At 69.0% G+C, this 18,948-nt stretch carries 17 protein-coding genes; 9 read left to right on the top strand and 8 right to left on the bottom strand.

Annotation, left to right across the window (positions count from 1 at the left end; translation table 11 throughout):
* Nucleotides 1-124 precede the first annotated feature (124 nt).
* The 3 genes from BLQ74_RS06930 to BLQ74_RS06920 all read left to right on the top strand — a co-directional run bounded on the left by BLQ74_RS06930 (nucleotide 125) and on the right by BLQ74_RS06920 (nucleotide 4,924).
* Nucleotides 125-2,512, top strand: coding sequence for a hybrid sensor histidine kinase/response regulator (locus BLQ74_RS06930; RefSeq protein WP_090261805.1), 2,388 nt, complete (start codon nucleotides 125-127; stop codon nucleotides 2,510-2,512).
* A gap of 115 nt (nucleotides 2,513-2,627) precedes the next feature.
* Nucleotides 2,628-3,275, top strand: coding sequence for a TetR/AcrR family transcriptional regulator (locus tag BLQ74_RS06925; protein WP_090261804.1), 648 nt, complete (start codon nucleotides 2,628-2,630; stop codon nucleotides 3,273-3,275).
* Nucleotides 3,272-4,924, top strand: coding sequence for an acyl-CoA dehydrogenase family protein (locus BLQ74_RS06920; protein WP_090261803.1), 1,653 nt, complete (start codon nucleotides 3,272-3,274; stop codon nucleotides 4,922-4,924). Before BLQ74_RS06925 ends, BLQ74_RS06920 begins: the two co-directional genes overlap by 4 nt.
* Before the next feature lie 49 nt (nucleotides 4,925-4,973).
* On the opposite strand, the gene BLQ74_RS27405 is transcribed toward BLQ74_RS06920, so the two are convergent.
* On the bottom strand, nucleotides 4,974-5,486 hold the full coding sequence (locus tag BLQ74_RS27405; protein WP_170842772.1) for a BRO-N domain-containing protein: 513 nt from the start codon (nucleotides 5,484-5,486) through the stop codon (nucleotides 4,974-4,976).
* A gap of 512 nt (nucleotides 5,487-5,998) precedes the next feature.
* On the opposite strand from BLQ74_RS27405, the gene amn reads away from it, so the two are divergent.
* The 3 genes from amn to BLQ74_RS06900 all read left to right on the top strand — a co-directional run bounded on the left by amn (nucleotide 5,999) and on the right by BLQ74_RS06900 (nucleotide 8,998).
* On the top strand, nucleotides 5,999-7,474 hold the full coding sequence (gene amn / locus BLQ74_RS06910; RefSeq protein ID WP_090261801.1) for an AMP nucleosidase: 1,476 nt from the start codon (nucleotides 5,999-6,001) through the stop codon (nucleotides 7,472-7,474).
* An 84-nt stretch (nucleotides 7,475-7,558) separates the two neighbouring features.
* Nucleotides 7,559-8,323: a deoxyribose-phosphate aldolase gene (gene deoC, locus BLQ74_RS06905; protein WP_090261800.1), complete on the top strand. Its 765-nt coding sequence runs from the start codon at nucleotides 7,559-7,561 to the stop codon at nucleotides 8,321-8,323.
* Nucleotides 8,324-8,434: 111 nt separating this feature from the next.
* Nucleotides 8,435-8,998, top strand: a complete 564-nt coding sequence (locus BLQ74_RS06900; protein ID WP_090261799.1) for an SEC-C metal-binding domain-containing protein — start codon at nucleotides 8,435-8,437, stop codon at nucleotides 8,996-8,998.
* Here the strand turns inward: BLQ74_RS06900 and BLQ74_RS06895 are convergent.
* Complete coding sequence (locus BLQ74_RS06895; RefSeq protein ID WP_090261798.1) at nucleotides 8,995-10,056, bottom strand: MBL fold metallo-hydrolase; 1,062 nt, start codon at nucleotides 10,054-10,056, stop codon at nucleotides 8,995-8,997. The genes BLQ74_RS06900 and BLQ74_RS06895 overlap by 4 nt on opposite strands.
* An 89-nt stretch (nucleotides 10,057-10,145) precedes the next feature.
* Between BLQ74_RS06895 and BLQ74_RS06890 the strand changes: the two genes are divergently transcribed.
* Nucleotides 10,146-10,775 carry a pseudouridine synthase gene (locus BLQ74_RS06890; RefSeq protein WP_090261797.1) on the top strand — a complete coding sequence of 210 codons (630 nt, stop codon included), beginning with the start codon at nucleotides 10,146-10,148 and terminating at the stop codon, nucleotides 10,773-10,775.
* A 50-nt stretch (nucleotides 10,776-10,825) separates the two neighbouring features.
* On the opposite strand, the gene BLQ74_RS06885 is transcribed toward BLQ74_RS06890, so the two are convergent.
* Complete coding sequence (locus tag BLQ74_RS06885) at nucleotides 10,826-11,029, bottom strand: DUF2788 domain-containing protein (RefSeq protein ID WP_090261796.1); 204 nt, start codon at nucleotides 11,027-11,029, stop codon at nucleotides 10,826-10,828.
* A 266-nt stretch (nucleotides 11,030-11,295) separates the two neighbouring features.
* Entirely contained in the window at nucleotides 11,296-11,775 is a 480-nt protein-coding gene (locus BLQ74_RS06880; RefSeq protein ID WP_090261795.1) for an Lrp/AsnC family transcriptional regulator, read from the bottom strand.
* Nucleotides 11,776-12,220: 445 nt separating this feature from the next.
* Between BLQ74_RS06880 and BLQ74_RS06875 the strand changes: the two genes are divergently transcribed.
* Nucleotides 12,221-13,546: a DUF6515 family protein gene (locus BLQ74_RS06875; protein ID WP_090261794.1), complete on the top strand. Its 1,326-nt coding sequence runs from the start codon at nucleotides 12,221-12,223 to the stop codon at nucleotides 13,544-13,546.
* Here the strand turns inward: BLQ74_RS06875 and BLQ74_RS06870 are convergent.
* The 3 genes from BLQ74_RS06870 to BLQ74_RS06860 are packed head-to-tail and all read right to left on the bottom strand — an operon-like array spanning nucleotide 13,539 to nucleotide 15,365.
* Nucleotides 13,539-14,435 (bottom strand): cation diffusion facilitator family transporter, encoded by an 897-nt coding sequence (locus BLQ74_RS06870; protein WP_090261793.1) that lies wholly within the window; start codon nucleotides 14,433-14,435, stop codon nucleotides 13,539-13,541. The two genes, BLQ74_RS06875 and BLQ74_RS06870, sit on opposite strands and share 8 nt — an antisense overlap.
* Nucleotides 14,432-14,947, bottom strand: a complete 516-nt coding sequence (locus BLQ74_RS06865) for a DinB family protein (RefSeq protein ID WP_090261792.1) — start codon at nucleotides 14,945-14,947, stop codon at nucleotides 14,432-14,434. Before BLQ74_RS06865 ends, BLQ74_RS06870 begins: the two co-directional genes overlap by 4 nt.
* A 1-nt stretch (nucleotide 14,948) precedes the next feature.
* Nucleotides 14,949-15,365 (bottom strand): polyribonucleotide nucleotidyltransferase, encoded by a 417-nt coding sequence (locus BLQ74_RS06860; RefSeq protein WP_090261791.1) that lies wholly within the window; start codon nucleotides 15,363-15,365, stop codon nucleotides 14,949-14,951.
* A 208-nt stretch (nucleotides 15,366-15,573) separates the two neighbouring features.
* Here BLQ74_RS06860 and hrpB point away from each other — a divergent pair, with 208 nt between their 5' ends.
* Complete coding sequence (gene hrpB, locus BLQ74_RS06855) at nucleotides 15,574-18,093, top strand: ATP-dependent helicase HrpB (protein WP_090261790.1); 2,520 nt, start codon at nucleotides 15,574-15,576, stop codon at nucleotides 18,091-18,093.
* 18 nt (nucleotides 18,094-18,111) lie between these two features.
* On the opposite strand, the gene BLQ74_RS06850 is transcribed toward hrpB, so the two are convergent.
* Nucleotides 18,112-18,879, bottom strand: coding sequence for a substrate-binding periplasmic protein (locus tag BLQ74_RS06850; protein ID WP_090261997.1), 768 nt, complete (start codon nucleotides 18,877-18,879; stop codon nucleotides 18,112-18,114).
* Between the last annotated feature and the right edge of the window lie 69 nt (nucleotides 18,880-18,948).

Here is an 18,948-nt window from a genome sequence, read left to right as displayed (position 1 = left end):
CGCCTCTCCTTGAACGCGCCCCGGCCGTGCTAGAGTTCGGCGATTCGAAAATCACGTCCACGAGGCGCGCCAAGGGTGGGGGATGGGGCTCCCGGCGTGGCCGAAACGGGCTTTGCGGGGCGACATGCGGCATTGGCTGATCCTGATCCTTGTTCTTCTCTCGCCGCTGGCCGGAGCGGTCAGCTTCGACGAGCACACCGGGCGCCTGCCGCTGGGCCATGAAATCGACGTGTTCGAAGATGTGCGCGGCACCGCCGGCATCGCCGACATCACCTCGGCGGCGCTGGCCGGCAGCTTCCGCCGCCACGACCGCGACGTGCTCAACGCCGGGTACTCGCGCTCGGTGTTCTGGTTGCGCCTGGACCTCGATTACCGCCCGCAGGCATCGAGCGACCCGGCGCACTGGCTGCTGGAGCTGGCCTACCCGCCACTCGATCGCCTCGACCTCTACCTGCCCGACGGCGCCGGCGGCTACCGCCTGGCCCAGCGCACCGGCGACACCCTGCCGTTCTCCAGCCGGCCGATCGCCCTGACCAACTACCTGTTCGACCTCAAGCTGGAGCCGGGCAAGCCGCTGCGGGCCTACCTGCGCCTGGAAAGCCAGGGCTCGATCCAGGCGCCGCTGACGCTCTGGTCGCCCAAGGCCTACATGGAGAGCCAGCCGGGCAACGTCTACGTGCTGGGCATCATCTATGGCGTACTGCTGGTGATGATGCTCTACAACCTATTCATCTTCCTCAGCGTTCGCGACACCAGCTACCTCTATTACATCCTCTACATCGCCTCGTTCGGCCTCTACCAGGTCTCGGTCAACGGCGCCGGCATCGAGTACTTCTGGCCGAACAATCCCTGGTGGGCCAATGCCTCGACGCCCTTCCTGATCGGTTCGGCGGCGCTGTTCGGCTGCCAGTTCGCCCGCCGCTTCCTGCACACCGGCGAGCACAGCCCCTGGGTCGACCGCACCCTGCTGCTGCTGATGGGCATCGGCGCACTGGTCATGCTCCTGGCGCTTTCTGCCAGCTACGCGCTGTCGCTGCGCCTGGCCACCTACCTGGCCCTGGCCTTCGTGGTGGTGATCTTCAGCGCCGGCATTCTCGCCTGGCTGCGCGGCATGCGCGTGGCGCGCTACTTCATCTTCGCCTGGACCGCCTTCCTCCTCGGCGGCACCGTCAACACCCTGATGGTGCTCGGCTTCCTGCCCAACGTCTTCCTCACCATGTACGCCAGCCAGATCGGCTCGGCGCTGGAGGTCGGGCTGCTGTCGCTGGCCCTGGCCGACCGCATCAACGCCATGAAGGAAGAACGCACGCGGATCCTCCAGGAATCCAGCCGCAAGCTGGAGCAGCTCAACCTCGAACTGGCCAACAGCAACCGCCTGAAGGATGAGTTCCTGGCCACCGTCACCCATGAGCTGCGCACCCCCATGAGCGGCGTGATCGGTTCGCTGGAGCTGATGCAGACGGTGCCGATGGACATCGAGCTGGCGCAGTACCAGAAGACCGCCTCCGGCTCGGCGCGCGACATGATGCGCATGGTCAACGACATCCTCGCGCTGATCGAACTGCGCGCCGGCAAGCTCTACCCGCGGCGCGAACCCTTCAGCCTGCGCGGCCTGCTCGACAGCCTGCGCGCGCAATACGCGCCGCGCGCCGAGGAAAAGGGGCTGCGCTTCGTCCTGCAACTGGACGAAAGCCTCCCCGATACCCTCGAAGGCGACACCGGCAAGCTGGCCCAGGCCCTGGGCTACCTGCTCGACAACGCCATCAAGTTCACCCACCAGGGCGGCGTGACCCTGCGTGTCGGTGGCCGCCGCCAGGCCGACGGGATTCTGCTCAGCATCGACGTAGAGGACTCGGGCATCGGCTTCGAAACCCCGAAGGACGACTCGCTGTACCAACGCTTCTACCAACTGGACGGCTCGTTGACCCGTGAATACGGCGGCCTGGGCATCGGCCTGGCGCTGTGCCGCAAATTGACGGCCCTGCTCGGCGGCGAGCTGCACCACGAATCGGCCCCCGGCAGCGGCAGTCGGTTCAGCCTCGAACTGCTGCTCGGCCAGCCGGCGCAGAGCGTCGCCGTGCCGCCACGTCGCGCCGGTGGCCAGGCGCTGCGCGGCCCCGAGCAGTGCACGGTGCTGGTGGTGGAGGACAACGCCATCAACCAACTGGTGATCCGCGGCATGCTGCTCAAGCTTGGCTACCGGGTGCGCACCGCCGACAACGGCGCGGAGGCCATCGAACTCCTGCGCCGGGAAGCCATCGACGCCGTGCTGCTGGACTGCCAGATGCCGGTCATGGACGGCTTCGCCACCTGCCGGGCGATCCGCGCGCTGCCCCATGGCGCCGAGCTGCCGGTGCTGGCGATCACCGCCCACAGCCACAGCGGCGACCGCGAACGCTGCCTGGCTGCCGGCATGAGTGACTACCTGGCCAAGCCGGTGAAGTTCGAGGAACTGCAGACCCTGCTGCACGACTGGCTGCTGTGCCAGCCGGCCCGCCCCGGTTTGGTTTGAGTCCTTGCCGGCGGCGCCTGGCCAAAGCGTCGTCGGCTCTGGCGAAAATCGCCCTTTAGACCAAGCTATGAATCGTGATTCACTGCATTTCAAGCAGTGAATCGAGGTTCAGAGCATGGCTTACCGTTTGACCGAAGCGCGCCAGCAGAAGGACGTCGAACAGCGCGAGCAAATTCTCCAACTGGCCCTGGCGCGCGTCACCGCCGGCGGCTTCGCCGCGCTGACCATGCAGACCCTGGCCGACGAGGCGGGCATCGCCACCGGCAGCCTGTACCGCTACTTCCGCGGCAAGGGCGAACTGGCCGCCGAGGTCTTCGCCCGCGCCAGCCAGCGCGAAGTGGATGCCCTGGCCGAGGTGCTGTGCGCCGCCGGCGACCCCGCCGAGCGCCTGGCCCAGGGGCTGCGCCAGTTCGCCCGGCGCGCCTGGGACAGCCAGCGCCTGGCGTTCGCCCTGATCGCCGAGCCGGTCGACGCCGAAGTCGACGAGCAACGCCTGCTCTACCGCGAGGCCTACGCCGAACTGTTCGTCGCCTTGCTCGAAGAGGGCATGCGCAGCGGTCGCTTCCGCCCCCTCCCGGCCCCCTTGATCGCCGCCTGCCTGGTCGGCGCCATCGCCGAATCCCTGGTCGGCCCGCTGTCGCCGCCGGCCCGTGCCGCCCGCGATGCCGGGCACGCCAGCCTGAGCCTGGAGCACGTCAGCCAGGCCCTGGTTCAGTTCTGCCTCTGCGCCATTGGCGCGCCACTGCCCGAGGAACAGCCATGAACGTGCATGCCTACGCCGAAACCCACGAAGTGACCAACCAGGTGCCGCCGCTGGATGGCGCCAACCTCTACCGCATCGACCTGCCGCTGCAGGAATGGCTGCGGCGCTACGACGGCGGCTGGGCCGAGCAACGCCTGGATGCCTACGGCGCCCTGGCCGGTGGTCCGCTGATGGCCGCCGGCTTCCTGGCCAACGAAAACAAGCCGGTATTCAAAAGCCACGATCGCTACGGCAACCGCATCGATCTGGTGGAATTCCACCCGGCCTATCATGAGCTGATGCGCAGCGCCATCGAGCACGGCATCCCGTCCATGCCCTGGACCGACCCGCGCGCCGGCGCCCAGGTCGCCCGCGCCGGCCTGAGCTACCTGCACAGCCAGGCCGAAGCCGGCACCGGCTGCCCGCTGACCATGACCTTCGCCAGCGTGCCGGCGTTGAAGCTGCAAGCGGACGTCGCGGCGAAATGGCTGCCGAAGATCCTCGCCACCACCTACGACCCGCGCAACCTGCCGATGGAGCAAAAGGCCGGCGTCACCATCGGCATGGCCATGACCGAGAAGCAGGGCGGCACCGACGTGCGCGCCAACACCACGCGCGCCTACCCGGTGGGCATCCCCGGTCCGGGCCAGGCCTACGAACTGGTCGGGCACAAATGGTTCTGCTCGGCGCCCATGTGCGACGCCTTCCTCACCCTGGCCTACACCGACAAGGGCCTGAGCTGCTTCCTGCTGCCGCGCCACCGCCCGGACGGCACGCGCAACCAGTTCTACGTGCAACGCCTGAAGAACAAACTGGGCAACTGGTCCAACGCCTCCAGCGAGGTGGAATACCGCGGCGCCCTGGCCTGGATGATCGGCGAGGAAGGCCGCGGCGTGCCGACCATCATCGAGATGGTGGCGCTGACCCGCTTCGACTGCATGATCGGCTCCAGCGCGCTGATGCGGCAGGCGCTGACCCAGGCCGCGCACCACTGCGCCTACCGCCAGGTCGGCGGCCGCGTGCTGGCCGAACAGCCGCTGATGCAGAACGTCCTCGCCGACCTGGCGCTGGAAAGCGAAGCCGCCCTGGCGCTGACCCTGCGCATGGGCCGCGCCCTCGACCAGGCGCACAACGAGCAGGAAGACAAGTTCGCCCGCCTGGTCACCGCCGTGGGCAAATACTGGATCTGCAAACGCGCCCCGGCGATGATCAACGAAGCCGCCGAATGCCTGGGCGGCGCCGGCTACGTCGAAGACACCATCCTCCCGCGCCTGTACCGCGAGGCGCCGGTCAACTCCACCTGGGAAGGCTCGGGCAACGTGCAGTGCCTGGACGTCTTGCGCGCGCTGTCGAAGGAACCGGGCGTGCTCGACGCGCTCTTCGCCGAACTCGGCGACGGCCACGGCGACGCCCGCCTGGCAGCCTTCATCGGCAACCTCAAGGCCGCCTTCGCCGACACCGCCGACATCCAGTTCCGCGCCCGCCAGCTCACCGAAGACGTGGCCGTGGCCTTGCAAGCCAAGCTGCTGCTGGAAGCCGGCAACGCCACCGTCGCCGACGCCTTCATCGGCAGCCGCCTGGGTGGCGGCGGCCGGGTCTACGGCACCCTGCCGCGCGGCACCGATGTCGAGGCCCTGGTGGCCCGCTCGACGCCGCACCTGGCCCGCTGACCACGCGCAACGGCGGATAACCGCGAGCGGTTATCCGCCCCTTAGTCGATCAGGCGCCGGCTCGCCAGCGCTCTTGCAAGCTCCGCCACCAGCCGGGTTTGGGTGGCTGGTCGGGGTGTGGTTCGAGCAGTTGCGGCAGGTCGGCGTAGCGGACCCAGAGCTGGTCGTGCCATTCCAGCAGGGCGATGTCGCTGCTATTCCAGCGCAGCAGGGCGCGGCGCGGGTGGTGGGCGGGGTGGGTGGTGCTGCGCAGGGTGGGGATCACATCGCGGGTGACCCATTGGCGCAGGCTGCGGTTTTCCGGGTGGCGGTAGCGGCTGAGCAGCATGAAGAAGCCGGCTTCGCTGACCAGCCAGGCGTCTTCTTCGCCGCTGTGGGTCTGCAGCCGCACCAGGCGGCGCAGGTCGGCGTCCAGACGGTGGATTGTGTAGTGCTCCGCCTTGCAGCCCATCAGGGCGCCCAGATCACGGGCGGCGAACCAGGGTTGGTCGTCCAGCATCAGGGCGCGCAGGAAGCGTTGATAGCGGATGAACACACTGGGTGCATGAACTTCATTGTTCATTGGGGGGACTCCTTGAGTGAGTAGGAGCTGCCGCCCAGTCGCCGTCATTCGAAGGGTGGCAGACCACGCAGGGTTGACGGACCGGCCCCAGTGAAACCGGCAGACCACAAAGCGATCTCCCTGCGCGGCCTGCCATTGAGCGTAGCGGTCTGAACCGCAGGTGCGCCAAGGCTTGCGAAGGTATTCGCTACCTTTGCATGCGTCAGAAGACGCAGTCGCGCCTGGGAGTCGGGCCGTCAAACCCGGCTGCGGGATTGACCGCAGCACCGGCCAATCTACCGGCGGGCAGGGGGGAAACAAGGCGATGCCTACAGGGAGCGACAAGCCGTCGGCGAATTTATGAAAGCAGCACCCTGTTGCGTGCGAAGCGTCTGTCATCCGCCTCCGCGGCGCGGATTCTCGCCTGAGCGTCGGGCGACGGATCGATCCGGCGACCGTGCGCAAAATCTGTCATCCCCAAGTGCCCCGGAAGCAGGCAAGATGGAGGCGACTGTTCAGACAGGAAGCTCAGCATGAATGCCGTTCCTGGCGACGAGTTCATCGTCGCCCACACCGCCGAAGAAGCGGTCGACCGCCTTGCCGTCCTGCACAAGCGTGCCACCGACGCCCTGAGCCAGGCGCTCTCGCGTTACCTGAAGAACCGCGAAGAACCCGATGCTGCCCAGCGCGAGCTGTTCCGCTACCCGCAACTGCGCCTGAGTTATCTCTGCCAGGGCGAAGTGCCCTCGACCACCCGCGCCTTCGCCAAGGTGCAGACGCCGGGCAACTACAGCGTCACCATCACCCACCCCGAAGCCTTCCGCAAATACCTGCTGGACCAGTTGGGGCCGCTGATGGCGGACTTCACCGTGCGCGTCGACGTCGGCCCCAGCCAGCAGAACATTCCCTATCCCTATGTGGTGGAGCACGGCGACGAGCTGGCCGGTTCCGGGGTGACCGCCGCCGAGCTGGCGCGGGTGTTCCCCAGCACCGACCTGTCAGCCACTTCCGACAGCATCGCCGATGGCCTGTACAAGTGGGAGGGCGCCGACCCCATGCCGCTGGCGCTGTTCGACGCCGCGCGGGTGGATTTCTCGCTGCGCCGCCTGGTGCATTACACCGGCAGCGACTGGCGCCATGTGCAGCCTTGGATTCTGCTGACCAACTACCACCGTTACGTCGATCAGTTCATTCACATGGGCCTGGAGCGCCTGCGCAACGACCCGCGCTTCGTGCGCATGGTGCTGCCGGGCAACGTGGTGATCGAGCGCGGCATGGACGAGGGCGAGGCCAATGCCATCGTCGCCGGCGTCGAGTGGCATCGCTTCCAGATGCCGGCCTATCACCTGATCGCCAACGACGGCGACGGTGTCACCCTGATCAACATCGGCGTCGGCCCGTCCAACGCGAAGAACATCACCGACCACCTGGCCGTGCTGCGCCCGCACTGCTGGCTGATGATCGGCCACTGCGGCGGCCTGCGGCAGTCGCAGACCATCGGCGACTATGTGCTGGCCCACGCTTACATGCGCCGCGACGGCATCCTCGACCGCGTGCTGCCGCCGCACATTCCGATCCCGGCGCTGGCCGAGGTCCAGGTGGCCTTGCAGGAGGCCGCCGCGGCGGTCACCGGCGAGCGCGGCGAGCAGCTCAAGCGGCGCCTGCGCACCGGCACCGTGCTTACCTACGACGACCGCAACTGGGAACTGCACTGGGCCCAGGAACGACCGCTGATCAACCTGGCGCGGGCCATCGCGGTGGACATGGAAAGCGGCACCATCGCCGCCCAGGGCTATCGCCTGCGGGTGCCCTACGGCACCTTGCTGTGCGTGTCGGACAAGCCGCTGCACAGCGAGATCAAGCTGCCCGGCTCGGCGACGTCGTTCTACCAGCGCGCGGTCAGCCAGCACCTGGCCATCGGCATCGCCGCCGTCGATCTGCTGCGCACCCAGCTCAACTCGCTGCACTCGCGCAAGCTGCGCAGTTTCGACGAGCCGCCGTTCCGCTGACCTGCGGCAATGCAACGGGCCTTCCCGCCATCGGCGGGAACCGCCTGTGGCAGGATGCCCCCAACGCCGATCCGGGAGGACGCCATGATCAATCCCCAAGCCAAACTGGCGGGCCGCGTGCTCGCGCTGCTCGACCTGACCTCGCTGAACAGCGGCGATGACATGCCGCATATCGTCCAGCTCTGCCGCCAGGCGCTGACGCCCTATGGCAACGTGGCCGCGGTGTGCGTGGCGCCGCGCTTCGTGCATGTCGCCCGGCGCACCCTGAACGGCCTGGGCGGCCGCGCGGTGCGGGTGGCCAGCGTGTGCAACTTCCCGGCCGGCGATGGCGCGCGCCAGGACGTGCTGGACGAGGTGCGGCGTACTCTTTCCGAGGGCGCCGACGAGATCGAACTGGTCTACCCCTGGCACGCCCTGCGGGCCGGCCAGCCGAGCGGCGCGCTGGAGCTGATCCGCGCCTGCAAGGCGCTGTGCGGGCCGTACCACCGGCTCACGGTGATTCTCGAAAGCGGCGAGCTGGGCGATCCCGAGCTGATCCGCACGGCCAGCCGCGAGGCCCTCGCCGGCGGCGCCGATTTCCTCAAGACCAGCACCGGCAAGACGAGCGTGCAGGCCACGCCGGAAGCGGCGCGGGTGATACTCGAATGCATCGTCGAGGCCGGCGGCAAGGTGGGCTTCAAAGCCTGCGGCGGGCTGCCTGGCCTGGCCGATGCGCAGGTCTATCTGGCGCTCGCGGAGTCGCTGTTGCGCGCGCAATGGGTCAGCCCCGAGCACCTGCGCTTCACCGATTCCGGCTTGCTCGACGACCTGCTGCGCTACCTGGCCAACGCCGAGTCGCCGGTCTCCTGATCGCGCGTTGACGGCGCCAAGGGCGAGCCTAGAATGCTCGCCCTTGGCCGCCGGGAACCCCCGCGGCGCGAGCCGGTCGGAACGCCGCCGGCCTCCATCCAGGGTGATCCCATGCCATTCCAAGCCCCCACGCACCTGAGCAACCCCCTTCGCCGTTTCGCTCGCCGCCTGGTGGCGCAGGGCGAACCCGAGGTGGCCGCGCCCCTGCCGTTGCCGGAAAGCCTGGCCGGCGAACCCTGGTACTCGGTGGGCCGCGCGGTGGACAGCCTGGGCGGCGAGCGCGTCGATGGCTGGTGCCTGGAGGAGTGGCCCGGCCTGGCCCTGCGCGCCCGTTTCAGCGCCTGCTGGCGCGATCCCCAGGGGCGCCTGTGGAATGTCGTGCCCAAGGGCGCGGCGATCGCCTTTCTCGCCGACCCGGCGCGCCGCTACGAGGGGGTGCCGCTGCCGGAACAGTTCCAGGCGCTCAGCCGTGACCAACTGTTGGAGGATTACCTCTGGCTGTGCCGCGAGCTGCTGCGGCCGACGCTGGATGACGAGGTCCGCGAGATGCGCGCCGGCATGCGCCAGCGCCTGGAAAGCTGGCTGGAACTCGGCGGCCGTGGCGATGCGCGCTGCCCTTGCGGCAGCGGCCGGCGTTATCGCACCTGCTGCAGCAAGCGGGTGCGCGAAGGCTAGTCGAGCGCGCGGGCGGCCGGCAGCGGCGCGACCCGCCAGTGCTCGCCCGGCTTGGGCGCGCGGAAGCGCTGGCTGTCGACGCCTTGTTCGAGCAGCGCGCGGGCCAGGTCCTCGATGGGGGCGAACTGGCCCTCGTCGCTCAACCTGAAGGTGCCGAAGTGGATCGCCATGCTGCTGTGCGAGTCGAGGATGCGGTGCGCCTTCACCGCATCGTCCGGGTCCATGTGGTGGTGGCGCATGAACCAGCGCGGCGCGTAGGCGCCGATCGGCAGCGCGGCGAAGCGCATCGGCCCGAAGCGCTGGCGGATCAGCGCGAACTCGGGGCCGAGTCCGGTATCGCCGGGGAACAGCAGCGGCCCGTCCGCTGATTCGAGGACGAAGCCCAGCCACAGGGTGCGGTTGGTGTCGCGCCGCGAGCGTGCCGACCAGTGCTGCGCCGGCACGCCGGTGAGCAGCATGCCTTGCGGCAGCGGCACGCTTTGCCACCAGTCGATTTCGTGCACATCGACGAAGCCGCAGGCGCGGATCAGTTCGGCGTTGCCCAGCCCGGTCACTACCCGCGCCTGGGGGAAGCGCCGCGCCAGTTGGTCGAGGCTGCCGATATCCAGGTGGTCGTAATGGTTGTGGCTGACCAGGATCAGGTCGATTGGCGGCAGCTCGTCGAGGCTCAGCCCCGGCGGGTGGTGGCGGCGCGGCCCGAGGAAACGCAGCGGGCTGGTGCGTTCGCCCCACAGCGGGTCGGTGAGGATATTCAGGCCGCGATGCTGGATCAGCAGGGTGGCGTGGTTGATGAAGGTGACGCGCAGTTCCGCGCCGGCGACCCGCGCCGGCACCTCGGGTGCTTGCGCCGGGCCGGGCTGGTCGCGCCAGGGCTGCTGCTTGCCGCGCGCGAACTGCCATTTGAGGAAGGCGCGCAAGCCATGGTGGGGCTTGGCGTCGAGGTTGCGGAAGCGCTGGCCGTCGAAGTTCGCCGACTGCGGGCCGCGGTAGCGCGCGCCGAGGCGGCCGCTGAGGTTGCGCAGGGTGATCAGCCAGGGGAAGCGACGGGCGCGGGGCATGGTCGGGATGCTCTTGCGGTGGGGCTGTGGCACAACCTAGCATGCCGGGCCACGCTTACGTCTCGCTTACCTTGCACAAGCCGTCTCCCATGCCTCGTCCGCCGCGCCCCGCTCCTCGTCGTCCTTCCTCGCCAGCCACCCCGCGCCGGGTCGCCAAGGCACCGCCGGCACAGCCACGGCTGATCCTGCTGAACAAGCCGTTCGACGTGCTCACCCAGTTCAACGACAGCGAGGGCCGGGCGACGCTCAAGGATTACGTGCCGGTCCCCGGCGTCTACCCCGCCGGGCGGCTGGACCGCGACAGCGAGGGGTTGCTGCTGCTGACCAACGACGGCCGCCTGCAGGCGCGCATCGCCGATCCCAAGCACAAGCTGGCGAAGACCTATTGGGTGCAGGTGGAAGGCGAGCCGGACGAAGCGCAATTGAAGCGCCTGCGCGACGGCGTGACTTTGAACGACGGGCCGACCCTGCCGGCGGAGGCCCGGCGTATCGACACGCCGTCGCTCTGGGAGCGGGTGCCGCCGGTGCGGTTCCGCAAATCGGTGCCGACGGCCTGGCTGGAGCTGGTGATCCGCGAGGGACGCAATCGTCAGGTGCGGCGCATGACCGCCGCGGTGGGCCTGCCGACCCTGCGCCTGGTGCGGGTGCGCATCGGTCCGTGGAGCCTGGATGGCTTGCAGCCGGGGCAGTGGCGGGACGTCGAGCCCCAGACCTTGTAGGTGCCGGGGCGCGCTGGGCGAGGGCGCCTGGCCGTGGCCGGCAGTGGAGGCTAGAAGCCGCCTTCCAGGCCTGCCACCACGATGGACTTGACCAGGAAGCCGAAGACGCCGAGGCCGAGGGCGAAGAACAGCACCATGGTGCCCATGCGGCCGGCCTTGGACTTCTTCGCCAGGTCCCAGACGATGAAGGCCATGAACAGGATCAGGGCGCTGACCAGCCCATACATCATCCAGTCTTCGAAACTCTCGTTCATTGCAGCTCCTGCCCGGCGCGGGCGATGCCAGTGGGCCGCCGGGCCAGCCGGCGGGTGCGACAAAGGGCGGCATTATAAAGGGCCGGACAGTCGCTGATCAGTACCGCTCAGAAAATGCGCAAGATTTGTCGCGGGGGCTGCCGCCCGCTTCAGGAACTCGCGCCAGCGCCGCGTCGGCGCGGAAAAATCGGGTTTTCCGCGCCTTCTCCCGACGCTCCGGCAGCGCATCGTTTGCGTGGGTGCGCCGTTTTGCCGCAGGACAGCGCTCAGCTGCGCAGGTGTTCCAGCGGCAGTTCGGTGCTGTCGAGGATGTTGCGCAGGACGAAGCTGGATCGCACGCTGGTCACCCCTTCGATGCGCGTCAAGGTGCCGAGCAGGAAGTGCTGGTAGTGCTCCATGTCCGGCACCATCACCTTGAGCTGGTAGTCGGCGTCCATCCCGGTGACCAGGCTGCACTCCAGCACTTCCGGGCATTGGCCGATGATCGACTGGAAGTGCTCGAAACGCTCCGGGGTGTGCCTGTCCATGCCGATCAGGACGAAGGCGGTGAGGCTCAGGCCGAGCTTCTTGCTGTCCAGCAGGGCCACCTGGCGCAGGATGTAGCCGTCGTCCTCCAGTTGCTTGACCCGCCGCGAACAGGGCGAGGGCGAGAGGCCGATGCGCTCGGCCAGTTCCTGGTTGGAAATGCGCGCGTCGCGCTGCAATTCGGCGAGAATTCGCAGGTCGTAGCGGTCCAGCTTGTTCATCGGTGCCTCGTTTTCCTGTTCGATTGCTGTGGTTTATATATTTTTAGTGGTTTATTGCGCAATCGATGCTTCGCTGAGCAATCTTCGCAATCCGCTGCCGGGAACTCCCCCGTATGATCTCTCCCAGATTCACGGCCCGGACACTCGCGTCCACGGCGATCCGCCCAATCAGGCGCATCGCGGCCCGCCGACCCCACAGGGTCGCGCCGGCCCCCGGGCTACGCACCGCCCAGAAGGTGGAGCGAGGTGAGCCGGCGCTAACCGCGACGAGCCTGGACGAGTTTCCCGAGGGGAGGTCTCAGACCTCCCTTTTTTCTTGCCTGGAATTTGCCTGGGCGACCTTTACCCAGACTTTACCCAGCGCCCGGCAATGCCCCACGGCACCTGCTGTCTACAGGCTATGCGTTCCACAACCCGTCGGCCGGCTGGCCGCTGTGAGGCATTCATGAAGTCGGGTATCTGGCGTTTGGCATCCGTTGGGCTGCTTTCCCTCGCCATCGCCGGCCAGGCCCTTGCCGAAGGGCAGGGGGCGGATCATCACGGCGGCCAGGGCCAGCAGTGGCAGGGCCGTCCGCAAGGCAATGGCGGCGGGCAGATGCAGGGCCGTCCGCAGGAGAACCAGGGCGGGCAGTGGCAAGGCCACCCGCAGGAGCATCAAGGCGGACAGATGCAAGGCCGTCCGCAGGAGAACCAGGGCGGACAGTGGCAAGGTCACCCGCAGGAGCATCAGGGCGGACAGATGCAGGGCCGCCCGCAGGGGAACCAGGCCGGGCAGTGGCAGGGTCGTCCGCAGGAGAACCAGGGCGGGCAGTGGCAAGGCCGCCCGCAGGAGCATCAGGGCGGGCAGTGGCAGGGGCGTCCGCAGGAGAACCAGGGCGGGCAGTGGCAAGGCCGCCCGCAGGAGCATCAGGGCGGGCAGTGGCAGGGTCGTCCGCAGGGGAATCAGAGCGGGCAATGGCAGGGGCGTCCGCAGGAGAACCAGGGCGGGCAGTGGCAAGGTCGCCCGCAGGAGCATCAGGGCGGGCAATGGCAGGGCCGTCCGCAGGGCAATCAGGGCTGGCAGTGGCAAGGCCGTCCACAGGGGAATCAGGGCGGACAGTGGCAAGGCCGCCCGCAGGAGAATGAACGCGCGCAGTTCAACCAGGGCGCGCAGTGGCAGAGCCGTCCGCAGGGCAATTTCGCCAGTGAATGGCAGGGGCGCTGGCATGGCGATCAGGGCCAGTGGCACCCGTCGGAGCATGGCGGTAACTGGGGCCCGCATCCTTCCGATTGGCGTCCGGGGCATGTGGTCGACCGGGTTCCGCCGGGGCATTACCGGGTGCCGTGGCGTGGCAGCGACTATTTCTTCAGCGAAGGCTACTGGTACCGGCCCTACGGTTCGCGCTATGTCATGGTCGCTCCGCCCTACGGCGTGCGCGTGAGCTATCTGCCGGACTTCGCCGAGCAAGTGTGGATCGGCAGCATGCTGTATTTCCTCGCCGCCGGTACCTATTACCTGTTCGACGCCAGTGCGCAGACCTTCGAGGTGGTGCCGCCGCCGCAGGTGCAGCAAGCGCCGCTGGCCAATCCCTATGATGTGATCGCCTACCCGGCCTACGGGCAGAGCCCGGAGCAGCAGGCCCGCGACCATTACGAGTGCCATGCCTGGGCGGTCGGCCAGAGCGGTTTTGATCCGGCGATGGTCACCTACGCGCCGCCGCAACAGGCGGTGGACAGTTACCGGGGGGCGCTGGCGGCGTGCCTGCGCGGGCGCGGCTACAGCCTCAACTGACGCTTTCGTTGCCGACGACTTCCAGCGGGTCGGCATGCACCAGCACGTCGGCCCGGGGGTACTCCTTGCGGATCGCCAGCACCGCTTCGTCACAGAGTTCGTGGGCCTGGGACAGGCGCATTTCGCCGGGCAGTTCCAGGTGCAACTGGACGAACCAGCGGTCGCCGGAGACCCGCGTGCGCAGGTCATGGGCGCCGGTCACTCCGGGCACCTGGCAGACCAGTTCGAGCATCCGCGCGCCCACTTCCGGCGGCAGTTCCTCGTCCATCAGCACCGTCAGCGATTCGCGGGCGATCTGCCCGGCGCTCCAGAGGATGTAGCCGGCGATGCCCAGGCCGAACACCGCGTCCATGCGTGGGAAGCCGTAGCGCGCCAGGAGCAGCGCCACCAGGATGCTGGTGTTGAGCAGCAGGTCGGAGCGGTAGTGCAGCGAGTCGGCGTAGACCGCCAGTGAGCCGGTACGCTTGATCACATGGCCTTGCAGCACTAGCAGGGCGGCGGTCAGCGCCAGCGACAGCAGCATCACCAGGATGCCCCAGCCGGTGGCGCCGAGCGGTTCCGGGTGCTGCAGGCGGTCCAGCGCCTGGGTGCCGATGAGCACCGCGCTGACCGCGATGAACAGCGCCTGGCCGAGTCCCGAGAGCGATTCCGCCTTGCCGTGGCCGTAACGGTGGTCGTCGTCCGCCGGGCGTAGCGAGTAACGCACGGCGAGCAGGTTGAGCAACGAGGCGGCGCCGTCGAGCAGCGAATCGGTGAGACCGGCGAGCAGGCTCACCGAACCGCTGAGCCACCAGGCGATGGCCTTGGTGACCACCAGGGTGACCGCCACGCTGAGCGAGGCGCTGGTGGCCAGGCTCAGCAGGCGCGCGCGTTGGGCGTCTACGCTCATCGAATGTCCAGGCGACCCGGCAGGAAGTAGATGTAGTCGAGGATCGGCGCCGGCTGGCCGAGGGCGGTGAGCGCCGCGCTCATCTGCCCGCGGTGGTGGGTGCCGTGGTTGACCAGGTGCTGGACGACGTCGACCAGGCTTTGCCGCTGCTCCTGGCCGGCCATGTTGCGGTACTCGAGCAGCTTGCCGAGGTCGGCTTCGTCCTGGCGGCTCAGCCACAGGCGCCAGCCGGCCACGCCATCGGCGAGGAAGCTAGCCAGGGCTTCGCGGTCGGGCGCCGCTTCGCTGTCCAGGCGTTCGAACTGCCAGGGCTGGCCTTCGACGCGGGCGAGCCAGATGCGGTCGACCACGGCGATGTGGTTGAGGGTGCCGTGCAGGCTGCCGAAGAACAGCCCGCGCGGCGCCCGGTAGGCGGCTTCGTCCAGGGGCGCGACGGCTTCGAGAATCCGCTCGTGGGCCCATTGGTGGTAGTCGAGCAGTCGTTCGAGGTGGCGTCCCAGTACCGCGTGCATATCAACCCTCCAGAGGCAGTCCGAGACTGGCCAGTTGCTGCGGGTTGCCGACGCGCTGGATCAGGCGTGGGTCGTCCAGCGGCAGGGCGCGGCCGGTCTCGCGTTCGATGATCGCTTTGAGTTTAGCCTTGTCTACCTGGCCATCGGCGCCGACCGCCTGGTGCAGTTTTTCCGGGGCGACCGAGTATTTGGCGTCGGGCAGGTAGATGGCTCCGGTGGCGAAGTCTACGCCGAAGGCAATCAGCCCCGGGATGATGTAGAACAACAGACCGATGGCGTCGAACACGGCGATCGCCGGGTCGATGCGGCCGTCGATCTGGCCGCGCCGCTCGGGGTAGAACAGGGTGCCGCAGGCGGCGAGCTGGCTGAGCAGGGTTGCGCTGAGTACGGCGCAGGAAACTCGAGTGGCAAGACGCATGGAGGACCTCCTGGTGGGTGGTGCCGGCAACTATAACAACGAGGCGCCGGTGCCTCTATCGCTAGCCCCTGCTAGCGCATGCTGGGACTGCGACAGAGGTGAACGGGTTCGCCGTTATACTCGCAGGTTTGTTGTTTCCGTCCGCTTAAGGATGGATGAAATTGACGGCGATCGAGCGACGAATGTTCGGTCGCCATGAGGAGCCGGCATGAATTCCCTTCCCATCGACAGTGTGCTTCCCGCTTTGCGCCAGGCCCTGGCCGCGCGCCACGAGGCCGTGCTGGAAGCGCCGCCGGGGGCCGGCAAGACCACCCGCGTGCCCCTGGCCCTGCTCGACGAGCCGTGGCTGGCCGGGCAGCGCATCCTCATGCTGGAGCCGCGCCGGCTGGCCGCGCGGGCGGCGGCCGAGCGCCTGGCGGCGGAACTCGGCGAGAAGGTCGGCGAGACCGTCGGCTACCGAATCCGCCTGGACAGCAAGGTCGGCCCGAAGACGCGCATCGAAGTGGTCACCGAAGGCATCCTCACCCGTCGCCTGCAGGACGATCCGGGGCTGGACGGTGTCGGCCTGGTGATCTTCGACGAATTCCATGAGCGTAGCCTGGACGCCGACCTGGCCCTGGCGCTGACCCTCAACGGCCGCGAGCTGCTGCGCGACGAGCCGCTGAAGGTGCTGGTGATGTCCGCCACCCTGGAGGGCGAGCGGCTGTCCGCGCTGCTTGGCGAGGCGCCGGTGGTGCGCAGCGAGGGGCGCATGTTCCCGGTGGATGTCCGCTGGGGGCGGCCGTTCCAGGCCGGCGAGTTCATCGAACCGCGCGTCGTGCAGACGGTGCTCCAGGCGCTGGCCGACGAGGGCGGCAGCCTGCTGGTGTTCCTCCCCGGCCAAGCCGAGATCCGCCGCGTCGCCGAGCAGCTCGGCGAGGCCCTGGCCGGCCGCGACGAGGTGCTGCTCTGCCCGTTGCACGGCGAACTGGAACTCTCCGCCCAGCGCGCCGCCATCGAGCCGGCGCCGCCGGGCCAGCGCAAGGTGGTGTTGGCGACCAACATCGCCGAGACCAGCCTGACCATCGACGGCGTGCGCGTGGTGGTGGATGCCGGCCTGGCGCGGGTGCCGCGCTTCGATCCGGGCAGCGCCATGACGCGCCTGGAAACCCAGCGCATCTCGCGCGCGTCCGCCACCCAGCGCGCCGGCCGTGCCGGGCGCCTGGAACCGGGCGTCTGCTACCGCCTGTGGTCGGAGGCGCAGCATGAACAACTGCCGGCCTATGGCACGGCGGAAATCCTTCAGGCCGACCTCGCCGGGCTGGCCCTGCAACTGGCGCGCTGGGGCGTGGCGCCGGATGAGCTGGTCTGGCTCGATGCGCCGCCCGCGGCCGCCTATGCCCAGGCCCGCGAGTTGCTGGCGCGGCTCGGCGCGCTGACGGACACGGGCGCGCTCAATGGCCACGGCCAGGCCATGGCCGAGCTGCCGGCGCATCCGCGTATCGCCCACCTGCTGTTGCGCGGCCAGGCGCTTGGCCTCGCCGCGCTGGCGTGCGATGTCGCCGCGCTGCTTGGCGAGCGCGACATCCTGCGCGGCGGTGGGGCGGATGTGCATGAGCGCATCGCCCTGCTCGCCGGCGCGGCCTCGGCCGCGCGCGGCAGCCGTGGCGCGCTGCAGCGCATCCGGCAACTGGCGCGGCAGTTCCGTGGCTACCTGCGCGGACAGGCGAGCGAGCCGGTGGCCGACCCGGATCATCCGCGCTGGCTCGGCGCGCTGCTGGCCTTCGCCTACCCCGACCGGGTGGCCCGCCAGCGCCGCGACGGCGGCGGCGAGTACCGCCTGGCCAACGGCCGCGCCGCCCAGTTCAGCGAGCCGGACGCGCTGATGAAGGAACCCTGGCTGGTGATCGCCGACCTCGGCAGCCGCCAGGGCCAGCGCGAGGAGCGCATCTACCTGGCGGCGGCCCTGGACCCGGCGCTGTTCGACGGCGTGCTGGCCGAGCAGGTCAGCCAGCGCGACGAGCTGGACTGGGACGAGCGCGAAGGCGTGCTGCGCGCCGAGCGCCAGCGCCGCGTCGGCGAGCTGGTGCTCAGCCGCGAAGCGCTGCCCAATCTCGACGAAGCGGCGCGCAGCCGGGCGCTGCTCGGCCTGGTGCGGCGCAAGGGCCTGGAGCTGCTGGCGTGGACGCCGGAACTGCGCCAGTGGCAGGCGCGGGTCAAGCTGCTGCGCCGTCTCGATCTGGACAGCAAGGGCGAGAGCGAGTGGCCGGATGTCAGCGACGCGGCGCTGCTCGACAGCCTGGAGGACTGGTTGCTGCCATACCTGGGCAAGGTTTCGCGCCTGGCGCACTTCGCCAACCTGGAGCTGGCCGGCATCCTCCATGGCCTGTTGCCCTGGCCGCTGCCGCAGCGCCTCGATGAACTGGCGCCGCGCACCTTGCAGGTGCCGTCCGGCTCGTCGATCCGCCTGGATTACCAGGAGTCGCCGCCGGTGCTGGCGGTGCGCCTGCAGGAACTGTTCGGCCTGGCCGATACGCCGCGCATCGCCGGCGGGCGCCTGGCGGTGAAGCTGCACCTGCTGTCGCCGGCGCAGCGCCCGGTGCAGGTCACCCAGGACCTGGCGAACTTCTGGCGCAGCACCTACGCCGAGGTGAAGAAGGACCTCAAGGGCCGTTACCCGAAGCACTACTGGCCGGACGATCCGCTGATCGCCGAGCCCACCGCGCGGGCCAAGCCGCGCAAGGCCTGAGGCCGGGCGCGGCACCGCTCAGTTCAGTTCGAGCCGGACGCCCGCCGCGCGCAGTTGTTCGTAGGCCAGGTCGAAGCGGCGCCGCAACCGTTCGGCGTCGCCGGCGCGGCGCGAGAGGATCAGTTTGACCGGCAGGTGGGAGATCGGCTCGTAGGCCAGCTCCGGCATGCCCGCTTCGCGCTGTGCCTGTTCCACCGGCGCCTGGTAATCGAGCAGGTAGTCGCCGCGCCCGCGCAGGAGCATTTGCAGGGCCGCGGCATGGGTGCTGGTGCGATGCAGTTCGAGCTTCAGCGTCGGGTCGTCGAGCAGTTGCGTGGCGGCCTTCCAGTAGCTGTAGCCGTTGATCAGGATCAGCCGGCTGCCGCTCAGGTCCTGCGGCAGGCGTGGCGCCGGCCGTGACGCCAGGCGGTAGAGGTTGAGGCTGACGTAGCCGAGCACGTGTTCGCATTCCAGGGTGCTGTCGGCCAGCTCGGGCTTGCCCGGCGCGCCGGCCCAGAGCTGCACGCTGCCGTCCTGCAGGGCCTGGTACAGGCGCGCGCTGGGCAGTGCGCGGAATTCGGCGCGGTAGCCGGCCTGGCGCGCCAGTCGGCGCACCAGCTCGGCGCCCGAGCCGCGCGCGGCGCCGCCTTCGTCGGTATAGATGTAGGGCGGGAATTCGTAGTAGCCGACTTGCAGTGCCGGTTCCGCCCCTGGCGCGGCAGCGGGCTGCGCCGGACCGCTCAGGGCATGGGCGAGCGTGACCGGGAGCAGGCTGGCAAAGAGGCTGAGCAAGGGTCTTCTGCGCATGGACAGCACCGCGACGTCAAGACGTGTTCCGACAGGGTCGGCGCGAGCATGCGGTGGGGGGCTGGGCTT

Source organism: Pseudomonas panipatensis, assembly GCF_900099785.1.
GTDB classification, from domain to species: Bacteria; Pseudomonadota; Gammaproteobacteria; order Pseudomonadales; family Pseudomonadaceae; genus Pseudomonas; species Pseudomonas panipatensis.
The sequence above is the reverse complement of the archived record's forward strand: the minus strand, read 5'-3'. Positions and strand labels throughout refer to the sequence as shown.